Source organism: Streptomyces phaeochromogenes, from assembly GCF_001418655.1.
Taxonomy (GTDB): Bacteria; Actinomycetota; Actinomycetes; order Streptomycetales; family Streptomycetaceae; genus Streptomyces; species Streptomyces phaeochromogenes.
The window spans coordinates 1-20,838 of sequence record NZ_LIQZ01000120.1 but is presented as its reverse complement, the minus strand read 5'-3'; the positions used below and the strand labels follow the sequence as shown (position 1 = coordinate 20,838).

Here is a 20,838-nt window from a genome sequence, read left to right as displayed (position 1 = left end):
GCGGCGACGACGGCGGGACCGTTCGGGTAGTGGCCGGGCCAGTCCGCGGCGATGTGCAGCAGGCTGAGCGTCCCCGCTCCGGCGCCGTGCCGCACGATCCGGGTGTCGGCGAGGCCGGGGTGTTCGGTGAGGCACTGCCGGAGTGTGGCCAGGTCACCGCCGCGGATGGCCTCGGTCACCGCGACGGCGAGCGGATCCTGCGAGTCGAGCGTCTCCATCTCACGCCTCCTGCCGAGGACGCCCTGTCGGGGGCGTCCTGCTCGGGATCGGAACGATGCGCCTGGGGTGAGCCTGCCAGAGACGGAGAAACGGCGTGGCGCCGGGCCCTCCGAAGAGCCCGGCGCCGGCCGTCAGGACGCGTCGATCCCGTTCGTGCACGCGGCCCCCGGCTCCGGGGTCTGCGCGCCCTGCACGTACTTCGTGAGGAACTGCTGGACCCGCGGATCGGACGCCTTGTCCACGGTCAGCTGCTTGCCCCAGGCCGACAGCATGATGGCCCCGGCCTGGTCCTTCACCGGACTCATCAGCGTGTACGGGGTCTTGGCGACCTTGTCGGCGAGCGTCTTCACGTCGGCGTCCGCCGCCTTGTCGTTGTACGTCACCCAGACCGCGCCGTGCTCCAGCGAGTGCACCGCGTTCTCGTTCGGTATCGCCTTCGTGTAGACCGAACCGTCACAGGTCATCCACGCCTGGTTGTGGTCACCGCCGACCGGCGGGTTCATCGGGTACGACACGGCCTTGGCGACATGGTTCTGCGTCAGCTTCTTCGCGTTCCAGGACTTCTCGCCCTTCACGGGCTTCTTCACGGCCGCCTGCTGCTGCTCGTCCTTGTCGTTCGCCTTGTTGAGTCCGTAGGCGCCGAAGGCGACAAGACCGACGACGATGACCGTGCTGACCGTGATCGTCAGGACGCGGTATCTGCGCTCGCGGGCCTTCTCCGCCCGCCGCAGCTCCTCGACACGCGCCTTGCGCGCCGCGGCTGCCGACTTCTTGCTGGTCCTGCTCATGGGAATGCGTTCCTTGTCCCCGCCGCGCCGGTTCCTTCGGGCGGCGGTGGGTGAGGGGTCGGACGGACGTCTCTGTTCTGGACGTCGGTCTAGATCCGCTGCACCTGGAGGACATGGAGATCGGGAGCGCCACGCGCGGGCGGCAGCACGGGAATGTGCGAGGCCACGACCAGGCGTGCCGCGACCGGCATACGCGGCAGCACCGCGGGCAAGGGGTGCGCACCCGCGGGCAGTACGGCCCGCGCCTCCCGGGTGGGCAGGCCGCAGCACCGGTCGTGCTCGGCGGGGGAGCCCAGCCGCTCCTGGGCGACGGAGACGGTGACGACGGGGTCGGCCACCGGAGCCGCCCGGCCGTGCGAGGGCACGTACCCCAGACACATCACCAGTGCCGCGAGCAGCACGGCGAGGGCAGGGCGCAGCACCGCGTCCCGCGTGACGCGGTGCGGTCGCCGGTGCGTCCTGCTGCTCATCACGGTGATGGTATGCGGTGCGCGCGACGGCGGTTCGCGGACCCCGCGGATCGGACGGCCACGCACCTCCGCTCGGCGGGGAACGTGCCTCCAGTCGGCGGGGAACGTGCCTCCAGTCGCGAGCAGGCACTGTCTACGAGCCGTTGGTAGACACTGTCTACTCCCGGCTGGTAGACAGTGTCTATGACCGAACAGGAGGCGGGACTTCGAGCCCGTTTGGTGTCCGTGGGCGTGGAGCTGGTGACTCAGGAGGGGGCGCAGGCCCTGTCGCTGCGGGAGATCGCCCGCAGGGCGGGTGTCTCGCACGGCGCCCCGCGCCGCTACTTCCCGACCCACCTCGAACTGCTCTCCGCCATCGCGCGAGAGGGCTTCGCCGAACTGGGGGCCGAGGTCGCCGAGGGGCTGCGAGGCGGCAAGGAGCCGGAAGGCGGTGAGGAACCGAACGGCCGTGAGGCGAGCCCGCGTGCCCAACTCGCCGCGCTGGCCCGCATCTACGTCGACTTCGCGCTGTCCCACCGCGGTATGTACGAGCTGATGTTCCGGCACGACCTGCTGGAGAGCAACAGCCTGGGCCTGCGCGAGACCAGCCTGCCGTTGTTCAACTCCCTTGTGGACCTGGTGGGTCGAGTACGCCCCGACGTGCGGGCACCGGACGTGGCGGGCGCGCTCTGGGCCAACCTGCACGGCATCGCGCAACTGTGGGGCTGGGGCAGTCTCCAGCTCGCGACAGGGGCCGACGGCGTCGAACCCCTCGTACGAGCAGCGTTGGACGCCCACCTCGGACCGGAGCCCCGGTGAACTCGGCGCGCGACCAGCGCCTCACGCTCACCGCCGGCATCACGGGCGCCGCGCTCGTCGCCCTCGACGGGACCGCGCTGACCGTCGCACAGCCCAGCCTGCGGCGCGACCTCGACGCCTCGTTCGTCCAGATGCAGTGGACGAGCACCGGCTATCTCATCGCCGTCGCGAGCCTGCTCGTCTTCTCCGGACGCCTCGGTGACCGGTACGGACACCGACGGGTCTTCGCCCTCGGAATGCTGGGCTTCGCCGTCACCTCGGCGGCGATCGGCCTGGCGCCCGGCGTGGGCTGGGTCATCGGACTGCGCGTGGTGCAGGGGGTCTTCGGTGCGCTGCTGCAGCCGGCGACCCTGGGAATGCTGCGCGCCGCGTATCCGCCCGACCGCCTCGGTATGCCGATAGCCGTGCGCACCAGTGCCATCGGGGCCGCCGCCGCGCTCGGCCCGCTGGTCGGCGGGGCGCTGGCGACCCACTTCGGCTGGCGGTCGGTCTTCTTCCTGGGGCTCGTCCCGGCGCTCGCGGCGGTGGTGCTCGCCCTGGTGGCACGGGTGCCGAGGGAGGCCTCGGACGTCCGCCTGGACCTGCCGGGGGCGTGCCTGCTGGGGGTGGCGCTGGTGTGCCTGGTCCACACCCTCGTCGGTCTGCCGGACACCGGATGGACGGCCGCGAGCGCGCTCGGACTCCTCTGCACGGCTGCCGCGTGCGCCGCCTTCGTCCGCCACGAACGGCGTACGGCAGGGTCGTTGGTGCCGCCCGAGGTGTTCCGCTCGACCGCCATCACCTCGGCGCTCGGTGTCCTGCTCACCGCGTCGGCGGTGCTGTTCGGCACGCTGTTCCTCAGCACGTACTACCTCCAGGACGTACTCGGCCTGGATCCCCTCCACGGCAGCCTGCACGCGCTGCCGCTCGCGGTGGCCATGGTGGTCGGCGCGCCGGTTTCGGCCGTACTGCTGCGTCGTTTCGGTCCCCGCCGGACGACCGTGGTGGGCATGGCTGTTGTGGCCCTCGCCACGCTCCTGATGTCCCGGCTCGACCAGACGTCGGGCTCCCTGGCGATCGGCGGCTGCTTCCTTCTGCTGGGGGCCGGCTTCGCCCCCGTGATGGTCACCGCGACCGCGGTCGTCGTACGGGAGGCGTCCGTGCGGTCGGCGGGCGTCTCCGGCGGACTCCAGCAGACCGCGATGAACATCGGTCCGGCGCTCGGAGTGGCCGTGGCCACGACGCTCGCACCGGCCGGTGCCTCCGCGAGGGGAACGGCTCTGGTCGTCCTCGCCGCTGTCGCCGTACTCGGCGCGCTGCTTGCGGCCGGACTCCCTGCCTCGTCAGAGAAGAGGCGCCCGGACCCCGCCGAGGGTCCGGGCGCCAGAAGCACAGCCGGTCACCCGTAGAACGGCCCCGGCGTACTCCACGTCGTCGTACCGAAGACGTTCGCGTCGTCAATGCTGATGTTGACGTTGCTGACCTTGAGCCCGTACTGGGTCGCGGTCATGCCCGCCGGGCAATTCACCTCCACAGGAGGGAAGTTGACGAAGAAGTGCGGGCCGAACTCGCCCTCGTAGTTCCGGTGCGCACTCAGGATCCAGTTGCTGTCCGGCTCGTAGTACGTCGAACCGAGGCGCTGCTGCTCGGTGCGGACGACGAAGCTCGTGCCGTGGTCGAAGCTGCCGTCGGCACGGAGGCACCCGAAGGTGCGGGCGGTGTCGGCGTGCGCCTGGAAGTAGTTCCCGGTGCTGTTGAGGCCGGCCAGATAGCCGGGCTGGTTGCGGACGTTGTGCAGGACGACGCCGAGCTTGAAGCCCCCGCAGCCAGCCGTCGGGTCGTAGTCGTGGTAGATGAGCTGGCACTTGCGGTCGCCGAAGTAGGCGGTCGGATCCGGGTTGTAGGGCTGAGGCACCACGGTCCCGTAGAACTTCACGGTCGCCGAGACGCCGCCCTCGGCGCCCGCCGGGATCTCCACGGTGGTCGTGGCGTGGGCGGCGCCCGTGCCGGTCAGGACCAGAGCGAACCCGGCGAGCAACGCGACGATCAGCCGTGCCGGATGTCTCAGCACACGCTTGTTCCTCATGCTCCCCATAGCTGACTTCCCCCCTGTGCATGTCATGCACATTCACGCGAACGGTGACCAGCGCACGCTAGCGGCACCACCGCCCCACGAGGGGACAAACAGCGCAGTCCTCACAACCGGAACGCTCACGCGCCGAACCGGATCAGCACGCGCGGAACCGGATCAACGCGCGCCGAACTGGATCAGGGCGTGCGTCCCGCTCGTGCGCCACGCCTCCTCGCCCGCGTCCAGCTCCTCCAGCGTCCGGGGCGCGAGTCCGGTCACGACATCCGACTTGAGCGTCCGCAGCGCCGCCACCGGACCCGGGAAGTACGCGGTCGCCTCGGCGAACGGCGTCGTGGCCGGCCAGTGGCGATCGCCCACCAGACGGCGGTAGTTGAGGTCGCCCTTGAACACCGTGAGCGTGGCGGACGCGAAGTCCTCCCGGAGGTCGGCCGGCATCCGCTCATACGGATGCGGCGCGCACGAGAACGGGTGGGTGCGCAGGATCAGCCGGCCGGCGCTGACAGCCTGCCGCAGCCGCTCGCCGACCTCCGTCGCGTGTCCGGACGCCCCGGTCATACGGTCGAGACAGGCCAGGGTGTCGGTGGTCGTCGCGTCGGAGACGTAGTACGGGTACGGCTTGAGATGCAGGACGACGGTGGCGGCCCGCCGCGTGGTCAGGAGATGGTCGGCGAGGACGAGGTCGGGAAGCAGCTCGGGACCGGCGTTGTCGGCGACCAGACAGACCTTTCCGGGCTCGCCGGCCGCCAGGGTCTCCAGGAGCGCGGGGGAGTCGTCCACGACGAGGCCCGTCACGCGCTCGCCCAACCCGCCGGCGCCCGCGGACAGTTGGAAGCCGAGATCGGCCCGGTTGCCCCAGAGGGAGGAGAGCAGGAGCGTGCGCTCCTGTTCCTCCAAAGGGAGTTCGGGCAGGCGGTCGAGCGCGGCGAGCTCCTCGTCGACCTTGGAGCTCATGAGTTCGGCGTTCTTGAAGGGGGCGAAGGGGTCGATGCCCTGCCAGGGGCCCGGTGTGAAGTGCCGCAGGGCGGCCAGGAGTTTGCGGTAGAAGAAGCTCTCCGCCCACAGGAACGGCACCTCCGGCCAGCGCTGCCCGTAGTACCGCTCGTCCCGCCACCGCTCGGCGCCGGGCTCGCCGTCGTCGAGCCGCTCGATGACCCCCTTGGTGATCTCCTCCAGGAGGGAGTCCAGCGCGCGCTGCTGCTCGGGCGGATACGGGGTGGCCCGCCGTACGCGCTCGATGAGGGCGGGGTGCCGCTCGTCCAGCACGCTCCGGGCGAAGGAGCCGGGGGAGCTGACGATGACGGGGGCGTGATCGGGGTTGTGGCTGCTGGGGCTGGTGCGCGTCATGCCCCCAGTAAACCGTCCCGTCACACGGTGACGTCGGCGCCCGTTCCGGTGGGCAGCCAGCGGAAGCGGTCGCGGATGCCGGCCGGAGCGTCGGCGAGTTCCGCCTCGACGGCGGTCCGGCCCTCCTGGAAGTGGCCCCAGCCCTCGTAGTGCACGGGCAGGACCGTGTGCGGCCGGAGCTCGCGACACAGACTGACGGCCTGCGCCGCGTTCATCGTGTAGCGGACCGGGCCCGTCAGCGGAAAGCGGACGCTGCCCAGATGCAGCAGGGCTGTACCCACGTCCAGACGGCGGGCCACCTCCCGTACGCCCTCGTACAGGACGGTGTCGCCGGAGATCCACAGCACGCCGTGCCGCTGGCCCTCCCAGCCGAGCGCGAAGCCGATGACGTCCCCGGTGACCGGCCGGGACAGCGGCGGGCCATGGCGGGCCGGAGTCGCCGTGACGCTGATCGTCGGGCGTCCGGGCGCCTGCAGCCGGGTGCTCGTCCAGGCCGCCAGCCCCCGCGCGTTGCCCCCGAGCCGACCTGCCCCGGACAGCGTGGTGAGTACGGTGCCGACGCCCGGCAGCAGGGCACGCCCCGCCGTGTCCAGGTTGTCGCCGTGGTGGTCGTGGGTCAGCAGGACGGCGTCGATCGGCGGCAGGTCCGCGACGGCGAGGGCGGGGCCCGTCAGCTTGCGGGAGGAGGTGCCCCAGCCGAACGCGTAGCGCTCGCCCGGCGGATCGAACGTCGGGTCGGTGAGCAGCCGCCAGCCGTCGGCCTCGATCAGCGTGGTCGGACCGCCGATGTGCGTGACACGGACCTCGGTCATGCGGTGACCCCCTCGGAGGGCAGGTGGTGATCCCTGCTCATCGGCTTCTTCCGGTGGCCCGGGGCGGCCCGTGCGGTCGCCCCGGGGCGCACTGCGTGCCCTACTTGGCGTGCTCGACGGCCCAGGACAGGGCGTGGTCGGCGATCTCCTCCCAGCCGGGCGAGGCCGGCATGAGGTGGGGCTGTCCGGGATACACCTTGACCTCGGTGACGGTCTTCGACTTGTAGTGCTTGGCGTTGGACTGCTGCACCTTCGGCGGCATCAGATGGTCCTCCTCGCCGGAGAGGAACAGCAGCGGAGCGCGGTCGTCGTTGTGGTAGTTGACCCAGATGTCCTGGTGGCCGGGCTGGAGGTTGGCCAGCACGCTGTTCCACAGGATGCGGCCCGAGGCGGGGATCGCGTACCGCTCGTACAGCGCCCGGGACTCCTCCTCGGGAAACGTGTTGGTGAACGCGTAGTGCCACTGCTCGAAGGTGAGGCCGACCGCCTTGTGGTGGTTGGCGGGGTTCTTGAGCACGGGGAACGTGGACTTCACCTGGCTGGGCGGAATCACCCGCACGCCCTCTGTGGGCGCGGAGTTGATGGCCACGCCCGCCGCGCCGAAACCGTGGTCGAGGAGGACCTGGGTGAAGGCCCCGCCCGCGGAGTGGCCGATCAGGACGGGCGGCGTGTCGAGTGCGCGGATCACGGTGGCGAGGCTCTCGACGATCCGGGGCGCGGTGATCGCCTCGATCGGCGCCGGGTCGGCGTTGAGGGACTCGACCTCCGCCTCGAACCCGGGGTAGGCGGGCGCGATCACGCGGTAGCCCTGCTTCTCGTAGCGGGCGATCCAGTGTTCCCAGCTGCGGGGCGTGACCCAGAAGCCGTGGATCAGGACGATGGTGTCCGGCTTGCTCATGGGCTTTCCTTCCGGGAGGTCAACGGGTGGCGTGGTGGGCGGCCAGGATCTGGCGGACGACGACGGCCGGGCGGGACATCATCACGACGTGCGAGGCCCCCTTGACCTCGACGACCCTGCTCCCCGCCCGCTGTGCCATGAACCGCTGCACGGCGGGCGGGATGACCTTGTCGGCGGTCGGGATCACGTACCAGGACGGCAGTGACTTCCAGGCCGGTACGCCGCTCGGGCCCGCCAGGCCGCCGACGCTGCCCGGGCGTTGGGAGGCCGCCATCAGCCGTGTCTCGGAACGGGGCAGATCGCCGGCGAAGACCTCACGGAACTTCGCCGGGTCGATATAGCCGTCGAGGCCGGGATCGCCGGGAGGCGCGTCGGCGGGCAGCGGGAACGGGCGGGTCACCAGGGCGCCGGGCAGCTCACTGCCGGGGAACTGCTCGGCCAGCTGCAGCGCGCTCTCGCCCTCGTCGGGGGCGAACGCGGCCACGTACACCAGCGCCTTGACGTTCGTGTGGCCGCGCCCGGCGTTGGTGACGACCGCGCCGCCGTAGGAGTGGCCGACCAGGATGACCGGGCCGGGGATCGTGTCGACGATGCTGGAGACGTACGCGGAGTCGCCGGCCAGGGTGCGCAGGGGGTTCGCGGCGGCGATGACAGGGAAGCCGGCGTCCTGGAGTCCGGCCATGGTCTTGTACCAGCCGGACGCGTCGGCGAACACGCCGTGGACCAGGACGACGGTCGGCTTGGCACCGCCGGCCGCGGGTCTGCCTCCGGCTGCCGACGCGGAGGGCAGCGCGCCGCCGAGGCCGAGCGCGCCGGTGCCGGCCGCGAGCAGGCCGCCGAGGACGCGGCGGCGGGGGTGACGGTCGGACGTCATGTGATGAGCTCCTTCTGGGTCGGGGCATGTCGGTGGCGGGGCATGCGGACGGAGCTTCGGGAGTGCGTCGAGGCGCCTCACCGGTGCATCAGACCTGCATCAGAGGTGCGTCGGGGGGCCTCGGGGGTGCCCGCGAGGTGCCTCAGGAATTGAGGAACTCCAGCAGATCGGCGTTGAGTTGTTCCTTGTGGGTGTCGGTGATGCCGTGCGGCGCGCCCGGATAGACCTTGAGCGAGGCGTTCTTGATCCGGGCCGCGGAGGCCTTGCCGCCCACCTCGAACGGCACGACCTGGTCGTCGTCGCCGTGGATGACGAGCGTGGGCACGTCGAAGGCGTCCAGGTCGGCACGGAAGTCCGTGGCGGAGAAGGCCGCGATGCACTCGTACGCGTTCCGGTGCCCGGACTGGAGCCCCTGGAGCCAGAACGCGTCGCGTACGCCCTGGGACGGGCCGGCGCCGGGCCGGTTGCCGCCGAAGAACGGGCCGTCGGCCAGGTCGCGGTAGAGCTGCGAGCGGTCGGCGACCGAGCCGGCGCGGATCGCGTCGAACACCTCGACCGGCACCCCGCCCGGGTTGTCGTCGGTCTTGAGCATGAACGGCGGCACGGCGGAGACGAGCACCAGCTGGGCGAGCCGGGCGGTGCCGTGCCGGCCGACGTAACGGGCCACCTCGCCGCCGCCGGTGGAGAACCCGACGAGCGTCGCGTCCCGCAGATCGAGCGTGTCGACGAGCGTGGCCAGATCGTCGGCGTACGTGTTCATCTCGTTGCCGAGCCAGGTCTGGGTGGAGCGGCCGTGGCCACGGCGGTCGTGCGCGATGGCGCGGAAGCCGTTCGAGGCGAGGAACAGCTGCTGGGCCTCCCAGCTGTCCGCGTTCAGGGGCCACCCGTGGCTGAGCACGACCGGGCGGCCCTGACCCCAGTCCTTGTAGTGGATCCGTGCACCGTCGGAGGCGGTCACGTACGGCATGGGGGGTGCTCCCGTCTGTGGGTTCGTTCCGACCGCCCGATCGTCCGGCGGGGCGGGTCGTCCTCGAACCACGTGGAGCGCGTAGTCGTGACCCCGTTCAGAGGTCCGGGGTGCGGGCGAGCTGTCGTCGGGAGGTGACGTCGAGCTTCCGGAAGATCTTCCTGAGGTGGTAGTCGACGGTGCTCGCGCTGATGAACAGCTGGGCGGCGATCTCCGCGTTGGTCGCGCCCGACCTGGCGAGACGGGCGATCGTGAGCTCCTGCGGGGTCAGCGCGTCGGTCGTCCCGGCCGGACCGCGGTGGGGGTGCTCGCCGGTGGCGGCGAGTTCCTGCGCGGCGCGGGCGGCGTAGCCCATGGCGCGCATGGCGTCGAACATCGTGACGGCCGTGCGCAGTTGCTCTCGGGCGTCCTTGCGGCGCTTGCGGCGGCGCAGCCACTCGCCGTACAGCAGATGGGCGACGGCGAGATCGGAACGGGCCCGAGTCTTCGACAGCAGGTCGATCGCCTCGCGGTACAGGGCTTCGGCCTCGTTCGTGGCGGCGAGCAGCGCCCGCGAGCGCACCAGCAGTCCCAGTGCCCAGGGGGTGCCGGAGGCCGAGGCCCGGGACGTCAGCGTGCGCAGGGCCGCCGTGGCCAGGACGCGGTCGCCGCAGCGTACGGCCGCCTCGACCAGGTGGGGGAGCAGCCGGGAGTGCACCCCGAGGACGTCGTGCTCGATCAGCTCATGGGTGGTGCTGCGCGCCTGGGCGTAGTTGCCGCGGCTCAGGGCCAGGACGATCATGCCGATGCGGGCGATGGACTCGACCGCACCGGTGCCCAGCCAGGTGCCCGCCGCCATGGACCCGTCCAGGACCGCGGGAAGGTCGTCGAGTTCGCCGTGCCAGGCGAGCAGTTCGGGGTGGCGGTAGATGGCCCACATGTCGTCCGTGGCGCCGATCGCCGCGCGGATCTGGCTCCCCTCGGCACGTAGTTCGTCGGCGGCCGGCAGCTCGCCGAGGTTGGTCTCCGACATCACCGCGCAGTACAGGGTGATGTCGAGTTGCATCAGGGCGCCGGTCGCGCGGGCGGCGTCCGCGGCCCGCAGGATCACGGCGGAGTGCGTCACCTCGTCCCACAGCATCATCGACAGGGTGACGACCGGCATATAGCCCCGCAGCACCTGTTCGTCGGAGGTGCGCGGGTCCAGCAGTACCGCGCAGGCCCGCCGTATGTGGGGCACGGCGCGCTCGTAGCCCTCGGTGACCAGGGCGGCGAACGCGCGCAGCACGAGGTCGATACCGGTCGTGTTCCCGGTGCGGGGCACCAGGCTGTCGATGGCCCGGGCGATCTCGGCCACCGTGGTGTCCCGCATGAGGTGTTCCGCGGTGATGGCACGCTCCACCGCCCTCAGCAGCGCTTCGCGGGCGAGCTCCGGCGCGCCGTCGGCGAGGAAGAGCGCGGCCCTCAGACACAGCGCGGGAGCCCGTGCGAACGAGTCGGCGTCGCCCAGCGCGATGACCGCGTGCGCCCGGACCAGCAGGGCCCGGCCCCGGCCGACGTCGCCGATCAGATCCACGTCGATCGCGTCGAGCAGCGACTCCGCCTGCAACGGCGCCCCGGCCCGCAGCGCGGCCTCGGCCGCCGAGAGCAGCCGCCCGGCCCGGACTTCGCCCTCGGGCGTCAGCTCGGCGGCCCGGGTCAGGTAGGTGGCGCGGGCCGCGTATCCGCCGCGGGAGCCCGCCCGGTCGGCCGTCCGCTCCAGTTCGGCGGCGACGGCGGCGTCCGGGCCGATCGCCGCCGCGGCGAGATGCCAGGCCCTGTGGTCGGTGTCGGCGGGGCGGTCGGTGACCTCGGCCAGCGCCTGGTGCGCGCGTCTTCGCTCGGCGCCGGTGGCTCCGCCGTACACCGCGGATCGCACCAGCGGGTGCCGGAACTCCGTGGCCGAGCGCAGCACCACGAGGCGGGCGGCCTCGGCCGGACCCGAGGACTCGGCGCCGATCCCCAGTTGTCGCGCCGCACGGGTGAGGTAGCCGAGGTCGCCGCTCGGCTCGGCGGCGGCGAGGAGCAGCCAGGTGCGTGCGGGCCCCGGCAGCTCACGTACCCGCTGAAGGTAGTGCGCCTCCAACCGGCTTCCCACCGGCAGGGGTTCGGGCAGCGCGAGCCCGCCGGAGAGCTGGTCGGCGGAGAGTTCGAGACCGAGGTCGGTCAACGCCAGCGGATTTCCGGCGGTCGCGGCCACGATCCGCGCCGCGACCCGGGCGTCGAGCTGGCCGGGCACGGCCTCCCGCAGCAGCTCAAGCGCGAAGTGCTCCTCCAGGCCGGTGACGTCGACGGCGGCGGGCAGACCCGCGGGTACGTCGAATCCGGTCCGCGCGGCGAACAGCAGGCCGACGCCCTCCGCGTGCACCCGGCGTCCCACGAAGGCGAGTACGCGCAGGGACTCCTCGTCGAGCCACTGGGCGTCGTCGACGAGGGACAGTACGGGCCGCTGTTTCGCGGTCTCGGCGAGCAGGGTGAGCGTCGCGTGCCCCACCAGGAACCCGTCGGGGGGCGGGCCTTCGGCCAGTCCGCAGGCCACCCGCAGCGCCGTGTGCTGAGCCGCCGGGAGCACGCCGGGCTCCTTGAGCCCGTCCAGCAGGGGGACGAGCAGCCGGTGCAGTGCGGCGAACGGGAAACCCGACTCCGCCTCCACGCCGACCACCCGCAGCACCCGTAGACCGGCGGCCTCGGTCACCGCGTGTTCCAGCAGGACGGTCTTGCCGATACCGGCGTCGCCCCGCAGCACCACCACACCGCTGAGTCCTTCGCGCAACTCCCCGACGAGCAGGTCGAGTTGCTCGCGTTCCCGGGCGCGTCCCTTGAGGGTCATGTCGAACGATTGAACCAGTGCCACGGTCACGATGGACGACAATGGGCACTATCGACTGTTTCGGTTATGTGAACCGGTATATGTGCCGGGATTCAGCGATGCCGGATCTCAGCCGGGCCGCCGTCAGCCCCAGCTCTGCGAGTACTGGTTGCGGTACCGCCTGCGCCCGCGTTCCGAGCGGATCCGGAGGGCCACCAGCGCGACCAGGCTGCCCGCGATGACGAACAGTCCGGGACCCAGGCTCCTGAAGTCCGCGACCCGCTCCAGCGCCGAGGCCAGGCTGTCGGTCTCACCCTCGGGCACCGTGTCCACCGATCCTCCGCCTGCCCCGGGCAGGACCGCGCCGCCGGGAGCGGTCGAGGACGTGCCGGGAGGGGCCGCCGCGCCCGCGCCGCTGTTGGCGCTGCCCGTGTTCCCCGTGCTCCCGGAGGAGGGCGCCGCCTGGCCCGACCCGGGCTCGGTCACCAGCTTCACACCGAGCGAGTCCAGCGCCTTGGTGACCGGCTGGAAGAACGTCGTGCCACCGCTCTGGCAGTCACCGTTGCCGCCCGAGGTGACGCCCATGGCCAGCCCGTCGGCGAACATCGGGCCGCCGCTGTCGCCCGGTTCGGCGCACACCGTCGTCTCGATGAGTCCGGTGACGGTGCCCTGCGGGTAGTTCACGGTGGCGTTCAGTCCGGTCACCTCGCCGGACTGGAGACCGGTCGTGCTGCCGCTGCGGAACACCTTCTGTCCGACGGCGGCGTCGGCCGCTCCGATGATCCGTATGCCCTCGCCGTTGCCGACGGCCACGAGGTCGGCGCCGCTGAGATCCACGCCGGGGCTGTACTGCACGAGCGAGAAGTCACCGCCGGGGAACGAGCCGGACACGGTCGCGCCGACCTGCTGGCTGCCCTGCTGGTCCGAGAACCACGTCGTGCCCACCGGGCCGCAGTGCCCTGCCGTGAGAATGAAGTTGGCCTGTCCGTTGGTCACGTTGAAGCCCGCCGAACAGCGTCCGGCGCTGGCGAAGAGCGGCGAGGCGCCGTTCACCCGCGGGGTGAACGTGCCCTCGATGCGCTCCATCCGTACGGACTTGCCGACGCTCTTGGCGACCTTGGCCAGCCGGTCCCACTCACCGGAGGAAACGGTGGTGTCGGCGCGGACCACCACCTGGTTGGAGGCGTAGTCCATCGCCCAGGAGGTGCCGGCCACCTTGGGCGCGTCCTTGAGGGTGTCGGTGGCGGAGCGCAGATCCTTCATTGCGTAGCGGACGACCTTGGGGACGGCACCCGCGCCACGTACGTCGGCCGCCGCCTCCTCGTCGGTCACCGCCACGACCGGGCGCCCCTTCGCGTCGATCCAGCTGCCCGCCGTACGAGACGTGCCCAACTCGGAGACCAGTTTCTGGCCGGTCCGGGCGGCCAGGGTCTCGGCGTTCGGCGCCTTCGGATCGTCCGACGTCTCGCTCGCCACGGCATGCGAGACCATCAGCCCCCCGCACACCAATCCGCCGACTGCGGCGAACCGTGCGATCCGCTGAACGTTCCGTCGTGCATGCCTCATCCACGGCTCCCGTGCGACTGTCCTGACCCAGCGTCACTGCTGTGGGCGCTTCCGTTAGGTGAACGCCCTCCTTCAGTACGTGCCGCCCCTCGGTCTGGTTCAGCGGCCCGGCCGAGTGTTCGGAGTCGGCCAGAACTCGCCTGTGGCCCCGGCAGGCCCACCGGAGGTGCACACCCATGGGGTGGTGTGCACCTCGCGGCGTTGTTGCCGAAACAGCAACGTCTCTCGCACCCTCCCGTGACCGGCGCGATGATCGACAGCAGTACATCCCAGTCCCAGGAGGACCCATGTCCCAGGCCGCAGACCCGTTCACGCCGGCGGGCGCCCAGCATCGACTGGTGGACGTCCCCGGTGGCCGTATCCACCTCGTGGAACAGGGCACCGGCCCCCTTGTCCTGCTGGTCCACGGCTTTCCCGAGCTCTGGTACTCGTGGCGCCACCAGCTCCCCGCACTCGCCGAGGCGGGCTACCGTGCCGTCGCCATCGACGTACGCGGCTACGGGCGCTCATCCGTGCCCGACACCGCGGAGGCGTACCGCATCGGGGCGCACGTCGAGGACAACGTGGCCGTCGTCCGTGCCCTCGGCGAGGAGACCGCCGTGATCGTCGGCCACGACTGGGGCTCGACCATCGCCGCCGACTCCGCGCTGCTCAGGCCCGATGTCTTCACCGCGGTGGGACTGCTCGGCGTGCCCTACGCGCCTCGGGGCGGGATCCGGCCGACCGACGCCTTCGCCATGATCGGCGGGGACGAGGAGTTCTACGTCCGCTACTTCCAGGAGCCGGGCCGGGCGGAGTCGGAGATCGAGCGGGACGTACGGGCATGGCTGACGGGCTTCTACGCCACGCTTTCGGCCGACACCATGCCCGAGTCGGGGGACGGCAGCGTCTACTTCGTCCCGGCGGGCGGCCAGCTCTCCGACCGGTTCGTCAAGGACCGGCCGTCCTGGCTCTCGGACGAGGAACTCGACTTCTGCGTGGGCGAGTTCGAGCGCACCGGATTCACCGGCGCGCTCAACCGCTACCGCAGCATGGACCAGGACTGGGAGGACCTCGCCGAGTGGGACGGTGCCCCGATCACCCAGCCGTCGCTCTTCGTCGCGGGCCGACTCGACGCCTCCATCGGCTGGTTGGCCAGTGCCATCGAGGCGTTCCCCACCACACTCCCCGGCCTGGTCTCCTCGCACCTCGTCGAGGGCAGCGGCCACTGGGTGCAGCAGGAACGCCCCGAGGAGGTCAACCGGCTGCTGACCACCTGGCTGCGCACCCTCAACGCGTAGCCGCGACCAGCCCCGCCTCGTACGCGATGATGACGAGCCGCACCCGGTCCCGGGCGTCCAGCTTGGCGAGCAGCCGGGTCACATACGTCTTCGCGGTGGCGACACTGATGGACAGCCGCGCGGCGATCTCCGTGTTGGACAGCCCGTTCCCGATGAGGGTGAGCACCTCGCGCTCGCGGTCCGTGATGCCCAGGGCCGCGCGGACGGCGGGCGCGGTGGACACGGGACGCTCCGCGAACTCCCTGATGAGACGGCGTGTCACACTCGGCGCGAGCAGCCCGTCCCCCGTGGCGACGACCCGGATCGCGTCGAGGATGTCGTCCAGGGCCATGTCCTTGACGAGGAATCCGGCCGCGCCCGCGCGCAGCGCCCCGTACAGATAGTCGTCATCGTCGAAGGTCGTCAGCATGATGACCTGGGCCCCGCCGGAGCCCTCCGTGATCAGCCGGGTTGCCTCGATGCCGTCCATGCCGGGCATGCGGATGTCCATCACCACGACGTCGGGGCGCTCCGCCCCGGCCAGGGCGACCGCTTCGGCTCCGGTGCCCGCCTCGCCGACGACCTCCAGGCCGGCGGTCTCGGCGATCACCATGCGCAGGGCCGCGCGGACGAGGGGCTGGTCGTCGGCCAGGACGACCCGGACCGTCATCGCACACCCGCCGGTACGGGCAGCCACGCGGCCACCCGGAATCCGCCCTCGGGGCGCGGCGCGGCCGAGAACTCCCCGTGCAGCAGACCGACCCGTTCGCGCATGCCCAGCAGCCCGTAGCCGGTGGCCGCGGCGCGCCCGGGCCCGTTCCCGCTGTCGACGACCTCGATGGTCAGCTCCTCGTCCCGGCAGTCGACGGTCACCCGGCAGGAGCCGGTGCCGGCATGGCGTACGACATTCGTGACGGCTTCCTGCACGATCCGGTAGGCGGACATGCCGATCTCCGGGGGCAGTGTGTGTAGTTCGCCCCGCCAGCGGACCTCGACGTGGACGCCCGCGGCCGTCGTCCGCTCGGCGAGCCGGTCGATGTCGGCCAGGCCGGGGGCGGGGGACGGGTCGAGCGGAGTCGCCTCGGGCGCCTGGCCCGGTTCGGCCCGGCGGAGCGCGCCGAGCATCCGGCGCAGGCCGGACAGCGTCTCGCGGCTCGCGTTCTCCACCTCGCCGAGGGCCTCGCGCGCCAGCTCGGGCCGGGTGTCGATGACCCGGCGTGCGGCACCGGCCTGGAGCGCGACGATGCCGATCGTGTGGGCCACCATGTCGTGCAACTCCCTTGCGATCCGCAGCCGTTCGGCGGTGACGGCCTGGGCCGCGGCCTGGGTGCGCACCTGTTCGGCGTGCACCCGGGACTGGTGCATCGAGTCGCCGATGAGCCAGGCGATGACGGCCGTGAGGGCCACGATCAGCTCGGTCGTGGTTCCGATGGCCCATCCGCTCAGCACCCGGACGGCCAGGTACCCGGCCAGTGTGCAGAGCGCCATGGAGATGGCCACGATCCCGGTCCTGCGTGTCCGGGACGCCGCGATGAAGTACAGCGTGAGATCGACCGCAAGGAACTGCAGCAGTGGGATCGCACCGACGCTCAGCGCGCTCGTCGCGGCGATGGAACCGGACAGCATCAGGGCCAGAGCCCACAGTGGGCGAAGGCGCATCAGGACGCAGCCGGCCAGCGTCAGGGCGGTGCCCAGCGCGAGAAGTGTCCAGCCTTCCCACTTGGCGCTGCTGAGCAGTGCGGTGCGATAGGCGTCGGCCTCCTCCTGGCCGGGCAACCGGAAACGCATGAGCATGGTGAGTGCCAGACCCGCACACCAGATCACCGCCGTCCAGACGCCCGGCGGTATGCGCTTGAGCAGCGGAAGTCGTGGTGTGGCGGGCATACGCCGATCGTAACGACGCGATCCGGGCAGGGCATCGGACCGTGGGTGTACACCCGTGGTCGACACCGCCCCGCACGATTGTCGGCGCCGGTCCGATGCCGAACCGCCGTGCTCCCGGGGACCGTTGGACCTGTGATCGAAGTCAACGAACTGACGAAGCGATACGGCGGCACCACGGCCGTCGACCACCTGAGTTTCACGGTGCGGCCCGGACACGTCACCGGGTTCCTCGGGCCGAACGGCGCCGGGAAGAGCACCACGCTGCGGCTCGTCCTGGGGCTGAACGAGCCCACGAGCGGAACCGTCACCATCGGCGGCCGGCGCTTCCGCGACCGCCCGCGCGGCCTGCGCCACGTCGGCGCGCTGCTCGACGCCCACGAGGTGCACGGCGGACGCAGCGCCCTGGCGCACCTGACCGTGCTGGCCCGCTCCAACCGCATCCCGCGCCGCCGGGTGGACGAAGTACTGGAGGAGGTCGGTCTCGCGGGCGCGCGGCGGCGCCGGATCGGCGGGTTCTCGCTCGGGATGAAACAGCGGCTGGGCATCGCGGCAGCCCTGCTCGGTGAACCACCTGTACTGCTGTTCGACGAGCCCCTCAACGGGCTGGACCCGGAAGGGGTGAAGTGGCTCCGCGGCCTGTTCCACCGGCTGGCCGCCGAGGGCCGCACCGTGCTGGTCTCCAGCCATCTGATGTCCGAGATGGAGAACACCGCCGATCGGCTCGTCGTCATCGGCCGTGGCACGCTCATCGCCGCCGAGAGCCTCACGGAGTTCGCGGCCCGCGGCACCCGTCCGACCGTGACCGTGCGGACGCCGGACCCCGCGGGGCTGACGGCGCTGCTCACCGGGGCGGGAGCGGTGGTGCGCCAGGACGCCGACTCGCTGACGGTGACCGGCATGGACGCGGACCGGATCGGTGAACTCGCCCTCCGGCACCGGGTGCTGCTGCGCGAACTCACCACCCGGACCGCCTCGTTGGAGGAGGCCTTCATGGAACTCACCGCCGACAGCGTCGAATACCTCGCGGGAGAAGCCCGATGACCACCACCCCCGACAGGGCCGCTGCCGCTGCAACGGAAATGGAAACGGCAACTGCCACGGCCAGGGCCGACCTTGCTCAGGTCACCGAACCCCGCGCCAGGTTCCGTGACCTCGTCGCCGCCGAGTGGGTCAAGCTGTGGTCGCTGCGCTCCAACACCTGGGCGTTCGTGATCGGCGCCCTGGCGGTCATCGGGTTCAACGTGGGAACCGCCTGGGACACGTACCGCTACTGGACGGCGCAGGACGCGCGTTCCCGGGCCGACTTCGTCCGGGACGGGATCCCGCTGTCGATCGCCTTCACCGCGAACGCCGCCATGGTCCTCATGCTGGCCCTCAGCGCCATCGGCGCCACGGCGGTCGTGGGCGAGTACAGGACCGGAATGATCCGCACGACGTTCACGGCCGTGCCGGCCCGGCGTTCGGTGATGGCGGCGAAGGTGTGTGTGGTCACGGCCGTCACGACGGTGTTCGGGACGGTCGTCGCGGCGGCCTCGTTCGGTCTGACCCAGGCCGTCCTGTCCGGCCGGCACATCGGCGTCCCGATCGACCACCCCGGCGCGCTGCGCGTCCTCGTGGCGTCCGCGCTGCTCGCGCCGGTGTCCGCGCTCCTCGGGATGGCCCTCGGTACCCTCATCAGGCACAGCGCGGCCACCATGACCGCCAATGTGGTGATCCTCCTGCTGCTGCCCCTGGTCTTCAGCGCCGACCGCCACTGGGCGGCCGTCGTCGACCACGCCCTGCCGACCGGCGCGTGGATCCGCCTGGTCGACGTCGACCGGCAGCCGGTCGCGTACCCGTGGACGCTCACCGGCGCCTGGACCGTCTACGCGATCTGGGCCCTGGCCGCTGCCGTCGTCGCCGTGACCTCGGTGCAGCGGCGTGACCAATGACCGTCGTGGCACCGGCACGCGGATCACCGCCTGCGCTTCGTCCTTTACGTACGTGTCTCGTGCAGGGCGGTGCGAGCGAGGTCGACGAAGTTCACGACCGACTCCCAGAACGGGCGGTAGCAGTCGCTGAACCGCTCTCCCGCCCCCTCCTCGCCCTCGATCATCGCGCGGAGCGCCCGCCAGTTGTCGCCGGTCGCGAGGCGGAGCCGGTCCGCGGCCGAGGCGGTCTCCGCCGACCCTTCCAGGTCCACCACCCAGACTCGCTGACGCAGCACGGCGTACTCGCCCCGAAGCTGTATCCGCAGATCCTTGAGGGCCGCGAGTCGCTCGTCCGGGTCCTGGATCCGATCGGCGTCGGAGACCTTCCAGTAGAGGTCGCCCATGCGCTGGGCCTGCTCGATGACGTCGACGTACGCCGAGCGGCGGGTGGCCCGGAGCCGGTCCGCCTGTACGGTCGCGGCGGCCGCGACCGCCTGGATTCGGGCGGCCCGGTAGGTGCCGCGGCTGGTCACCCAGCTCGCGAGCACGGCGGTCCCGGCCGTCAGCGCGGCCACCCACAGTGTGCTGTCCCCCATGGCGAAGAGATCCTCAACCCTCAGGCGAGCCGGGCGAGTTCGTCGTCCGACAGGCTGATCGCGCCCGCGGCCACGTTCTCCACGAGGTGGTCCGGATCGCCGGTGCCCGGGATGGCCAGGACGTGCGGGCCGCGGTGCAGTGTCCAGGCCAGCCGGATCTGCGCGGGGCTCGCGCCGTGGGCCCGGGCGATGTCGAGGACCTCGGCCTCGTGGGTGCCGTCGGCGCCCTTCCTGCCGCCCTCGCCGGCTATCGCGAAGAACGGCACGAAGGCGATGCCCTGTTCACCGCAGATCCGCAGGACGTCGTCACCGACCTCGCTACGGGTGTCGAGGGCGTACCGGTTCTGGACGCAGACCACCGGGGCGATGGCCTGTGCCTCGGCGAGCTGCTCCGGGTCGACGTCGGACACCCCGAGGTGGCGGACGAGCCCCGCCTCGCGCAGTGCGGCCAGCGCGCCGAAGTGCTCGGCGATCGAATGGCGCCCGTGCGTCCGGAGGTTGACCACGTCGAGGTGGTCGCGGCCGAGCTGGCGCAGGTTCTCCTCCACCTGGCCGCGCAACTGCTCGGGCCTGGCCCAGGGCAGCCACTCGCCCGACGGATCCCGCCCCGGCCCGACCTTGGTGACGATCACCAGGTCGTCCGGGTACGGGGCCAGCGCCGAGTTGACCAGCTCGTTGGCCGAGCGCAGGGACGAGAAGTAGAAGGCGGCGGTGTCGATGTGGTTGACGCCCAGTTCCACCGCGCGCCGGAGCACCCCGAGCGACCGGTCGCGGTCGCTCGGCGTGCCCTGGTGGAAGGCGCCGCTCCCGGTCAGCCGCATGGTCCCGAAACCCAGCCGGTTGACCGTGAGGTCGCCGAGCCGCCAGGTGCCCGCTGCCGCCGCGTTGATCGTCTCCGAGGTCATCTTCGGAGTCTTGCACGGAGGTTCGGACCATGGGGGCGGACGGTGAAAAGTGATCTTCGCGGGCCCTGCGGACGTGGACCATCGGCGCCGAGGGGGCGCCTAGGCGGGGCGATCCGGCTCGCGCGTCCCGGTCAGATGCGCGAAGACGACGACATTGCTCCGGTAGCCGGTCCTCCGGTCGTACACCCCGCCGCAGGTGATCAGCCGCAGCTCGGGACGCTTTCTGGCGCCGTACACCTCCTCGCTGGGGAACTGCTCCTTGTCGTACGTGCGGACGGCGTCCACCGTGTAGACGGCGGTGCGGCCGTCGGCGCGCCGGGCCTCGACGAGCCGGCCGGGCGTCAGTCCGCTCAGGCCGACGAAGACGGCGGGCCCGGTGGCGGTGTCGAGGTGGCCGACCACCACGGCGGTGCCCGCCTCTCCGGGCGAGGGGCCGCCCTCGTACCAGCCGACCAGTTCGGGCCTGTCGACCGGCGGAGTGGTGAGTTGCCGCTTCCGGTCCAGGCGCAGGCCGACGACCGGGGCCTCCAGACCGAGATACGGGATCCTCAGCACCGTCGCCCTGGACCGCGGGAGCGGCCGGGGCGCCGGGGTGGGGCGGACGGGAGGCGGCACACGGGCGTGGCCGCGCCGGGGCTCAGGTGTCGCGG

The 20,838-nt window shown here is 71.7% G+C and carries 20 protein-coding genes and 1 pseudogene; 5 read left to right on the top strand and 16 right to left on the bottom strand.

Going from position 1 to position 20,838, the window contains the following annotated elements; translation table 11 throughout:
* The 3 genes and pseudogenes from AOK17_RS17420 to AOK17_RS17410 form a co-directional block, all read right to left on the bottom strand.
* A pseudogene (locus tag AOK17_RS17420) lies at nt 1-218 on the bottom strand (ankyrin repeat domain-containing protein); the annotation flags it as partial.
* Nucleotides 219-350: 132 nt separating this feature from the next.
* Nucleotides 351-1,007 carry a thioredoxin-like domain-containing protein gene (locus AOK17_RS17415; protein WP_055613402.1) on the bottom strand — a complete coding sequence of 219 codons (657 nt, stop codon included), beginning with the start codon at nt 1,005-1,007 and terminating at the stop codon, nt 351-353.
* A gap of 89 nt (nt 1,008-1,096) precedes the next feature.
* Complete coding sequence (locus AOK17_RS17410; protein WP_079053084.1) at nt 1,097-1,477, bottom strand: hypothetical protein; 381 nt, start codon at nt 1,475-1,477, stop codon at nt 1,097-1,099.
* Between the two features lie 183 nt (nt 1,478-1,660).
* On the opposite strand from AOK17_RS17410, the gene AOK17_RS17405 reads away from it, so the two are divergent.
* Nucleotides 1,661-2,275 carry a TetR/AcrR family transcriptional regulator gene (locus AOK17_RS17405; RefSeq protein WP_055613400.1) on the top strand — a complete coding sequence of 205 codons (615 nt, stop codon included), beginning with the start codon at nt 1,661-1,663 and terminating at the stop codon, nt 2,273-2,275.
* A complete protein-coding gene (locus AOK17_RS17400) occupies nt 2,272-3,663 on the top strand; it encodes an MFS transporter (protein WP_055613399.1) in 1,392 nt (463 codons plus the stop codon). Before AOK17_RS17405 ends, AOK17_RS17400 begins: the two co-directional genes overlap by 4 nt.
* Here AOK17_RS17400 and AOK17_RS17395 read toward each other — a convergent pair.
* The 8 genes from AOK17_RS17395 to AOK17_RS17360 all read right to left on the bottom strand — a co-directional run bounded on the left by AOK17_RS17395 (nt 3,654) and on the right by AOK17_RS17360 (nt 13,634).
* Nucleotides 3,654-4,325: a hypothetical protein gene (locus AOK17_RS17395; RefSeq protein ID WP_055613398.1), complete on the bottom strand. Its 672-nt coding sequence runs from the start codon at nt 4,323-4,325 to the stop codon at nt 3,654-3,656. The two genes, AOK17_RS17400 and AOK17_RS17395, sit on opposite strands and share 10 nt — an antisense overlap.
* Before the next feature lie 177 nt (nt 4,326-4,502).
* Complete coding sequence (locus tag AOK17_RS17390) at nt 4,503-5,690, bottom strand: damage-control phosphatase ARMT1 family protein (RefSeq protein ID WP_055613397.1); 1,188 nt, start codon at nt 5,688-5,690, stop codon at nt 4,503-4,505.
* A gap of 20 nt (nt 5,691-5,710) precedes the next feature.
* Nucleotides 5,711-6,502: an MBL fold metallo-hydrolase gene (locus AOK17_RS17385; protein WP_055613396.1), complete on the bottom strand. Its 792-nt coding sequence runs from the start codon at nt 6,500-6,502 to the stop codon at nt 5,711-5,713.
* A 100-nt stretch (nt 6,503-6,602) separates the two neighbouring features.
* A complete protein-coding gene (locus AOK17_RS17380; RefSeq protein ID WP_055613395.1) occupies nt 6,603-7,400 on the bottom strand; it encodes an alpha/beta hydrolase in 798 nt (265 codons plus the stop codon).
* A gap of 19 nt (nt 7,401-7,419) precedes the next feature.
* Nucleotides 7,420-8,274, bottom strand: coding sequence for an alpha/beta fold hydrolase (locus tag AOK17_RS17375; protein WP_079053083.1), 855 nt, complete (start codon nt 8,272-8,274; stop codon nt 7,420-7,422).
* Nucleotides 8,275-8,416: 142 nt separating this feature from the next.
* Entirely contained in the window at nt 8,417-9,241 is an 825-nt protein-coding gene (locus AOK17_RS17370) for an alpha/beta fold hydrolase (protein ID WP_055613394.1), read from the bottom strand.
* 97 nt (nt 9,242-9,338) lie between these two features.
* Entirely contained in the window at nt 9,339-12,113 is a 2,775-nt protein-coding gene (locus AOK17_RS17365) for a helix-turn-helix transcriptional regulator (RefSeq protein ID WP_245697203.1), read from the bottom strand.
* A gap of 99 nt (nt 12,114-12,212) precedes the next feature.
* On the bottom strand, nt 12,213-13,634 hold the full coding sequence (locus AOK17_RS17360; RefSeq protein ID WP_055613393.1) for a S1 family peptidase: 1,422 nt from the start codon (nt 13,632-13,634) through the stop codon (nt 12,213-12,215).
* 287 nt (nt 13,635-13,921) lie between these two features.
* On the opposite strand from AOK17_RS17360, the gene AOK17_RS17355 reads away from it, so the two are divergent.
* Nucleotides 13,922-14,914, top strand: coding sequence for an alpha/beta fold hydrolase (locus tag AOK17_RS17355; protein ID WP_055613392.1), 993 nt, complete (start codon nt 13,922-13,924; stop codon nt 14,912-14,914).
* Here the strand turns inward: AOK17_RS17355 and AOK17_RS17350 are convergent.
* Entirely contained in the window at nt 14,904-15,563 is a 660-nt protein-coding gene (locus AOK17_RS17350; RefSeq protein WP_055613391.1) for a response regulator, read from the bottom strand. The two genes, AOK17_RS17355 and AOK17_RS17350, sit on opposite strands and share 11 nt — an antisense overlap.
* On the bottom strand, nt 15,560-16,777 hold the full coding sequence (locus AOK17_RS17345; RefSeq protein ID WP_055613390.1) for a sensor histidine kinase: 1,218 nt from the start codon (nt 16,775-16,777) through the stop codon (nt 15,560-15,562). Before AOK17_RS17345 ends, AOK17_RS17350 begins: the two co-directional genes overlap by 4 nt.
* Before the next feature lie 132 nt (nt 16,778-16,909).
* Between AOK17_RS17345 and AOK17_RS17340 the strand changes: the two genes are divergently transcribed.
* Nucleotides 16,910-17,818 carry an ABC transporter ATP-binding protein gene (locus AOK17_RS17340; protein ID WP_055613389.1) on the top strand — a complete coding sequence of 303 codons (909 nt, stop codon included), beginning with the start codon at nt 16,910-16,912 and terminating at the stop codon, nt 17,816-17,818.
* Nucleotides 17,815-18,708: an ABC transporter permease gene (locus AOK17_RS17335; RefSeq protein ID WP_425424615.1), complete on the top strand. Its 894-nt coding sequence runs from the start codon at nt 17,815-17,817 to the stop codon at nt 18,706-18,708. Before AOK17_RS17340 ends, AOK17_RS17335 begins: the two co-directional genes overlap by 4 nt.
* Nucleotides 18,709-18,752: 44 nt before the next feature.
* Here AOK17_RS17335 and AOK17_RS17330 read toward each other — a convergent pair whose 3' ends face one another.
* The 3 genes from AOK17_RS17330 to AOK17_RS17320 all read right to left on the bottom strand — a co-directional run.
* Nucleotides 18,753-19,283 carry a hypothetical protein gene (locus tag AOK17_RS17330; RefSeq protein WP_055613387.1) on the bottom strand — a complete coding sequence of 177 codons (531 nt, stop codon included), beginning with the start codon at nt 19,281-19,283 and terminating at the stop codon, nt 18,753-18,755.
* Between the two features lie 20 nt (nt 19,284-19,303).
* Nucleotides 19,304-20,188 carry an oxidoreductase gene (locus AOK17_RS17325; protein ID WP_055613386.1) on the bottom strand — a complete coding sequence of 295 codons (885 nt, stop codon included), beginning with the start codon at nt 20,186-20,188 and terminating at the stop codon, nt 19,304-19,306.
* Between the two features lie 99 nt (nt 20,189-20,287).
* Nucleotides 20,288-20,838: class F sortase (locus AOK17_RS17320; RefSeq protein ID WP_055613403.1), on the bottom strand; the 551-nt coding region annotated here is incomplete at its 5' end.

What these genes read in the sequence shown, in the direction of transcription:
- AOK17_RS17415 (WP_055613402.1), bottom strand. Translation starts at nt 1,007, where the DNA reads ATGAGCAGGACCAGCAAGAAGTCGGCAGCCGCGGCGCGCAAGGCGCGT.
- AOK17_RS17410 (WP_079053084.1), bottom strand. Translation starts at nt 1,477, where the DNA reads ATGAGCAGCAGGACGCACCGGCGACCGCACCGCGTCACGCGGGACGCG.
- AOK17_RS17405 (WP_055613400.1), top strand. Translation starts at nt 1,661, where the DNA reads ATGACCGAACAGGAGGCGGGACTTCGAGCCCGTTTGGTGTCCGTGGGC.
- AOK17_RS17390 (WP_055613397.1), bottom strand. Translation starts at nt 5,690, where the DNA reads ATGACGCGCACCAGCCCCAGCAGCCACAACCCCGATCACGCCCCCGTC.
- AOK17_RS17385 (WP_055613396.1), bottom strand. Translation starts at nt 6,502, where the DNA reads ATGACCGAGGTCCGTGTCACGCACATCGGCGGTCCGACCACGCTGATC.
- AOK17_RS17380 (WP_055613395.1), bottom strand. Translation starts at nt 7,400, where the DNA reads ATGAGCAAGCCGGACACCATCGTCCTGATCCACGGCTTCTGGGTCACG.
- AOK17_RS17375 (WP_079053083.1), bottom strand. Translation starts at nt 8,274, where the DNA reads ATGACGTCCGACCGTCACCCCCGCCGCCGCGTCCTCGGCGGCCTGCTC.
- AOK17_RS17370 (WP_055613394.1), bottom strand. Translation starts at nt 9,241, where the DNA reads ATGCCGTACGTGACCGCCTCCGACGGTGCACGGATCCACTACAAGGAC.
- AOK17_RS17360 (WP_055613393.1), bottom strand. Translation starts at nt 13,634, where the DNA reads ATGAGGCATGCACGACGGAACGTTCAGCGGATCGCACGGTTCGCCGCA.
- AOK17_RS17355 (WP_055613392.1), top strand. Translation starts at nt 13,922, where the DNA reads ATGTCCCAGGCCGCAGACCCGTTCACGCCGGCGGGCGCCCAGCATCGA.
- AOK17_RS17350 (WP_055613391.1), bottom strand. Translation starts at nt 15,563, where the DNA reads ATGACGGTCCGGGTCGTCCTGGCCGACGACCAGCCCCTCGTCCGCGCG.
- AOK17_RS17345 (WP_055613390.1), bottom strand. Translation starts at nt 16,777, where the DNA reads ATGCCCGCCACACCACGACTTCCGCTGCTCAAGCGCATACCGCCGGGC.
- AOK17_RS17335 (WP_425424615.1), top strand. Translation starts at nt 17,815, where the DNA reads ATGACCACCACCCCCGACAGGGCCGCTGCCGCTGCAACGGAAATGGAA.
- AOK17_RS17330 (WP_055613387.1), bottom strand. Translation starts at nt 19,283, where the DNA reads ATGGGGGACAGCACACTGTGGGTGGCCGCGCTGACGGCCGGGACCGCC.
- AOK17_RS17325 (WP_055613386.1), bottom strand. Translation starts at nt 20,188, where the DNA reads ATGACCTCGGAGACGATCAACGCGGCGGCAGCGGGCACCTGGCGGCTC.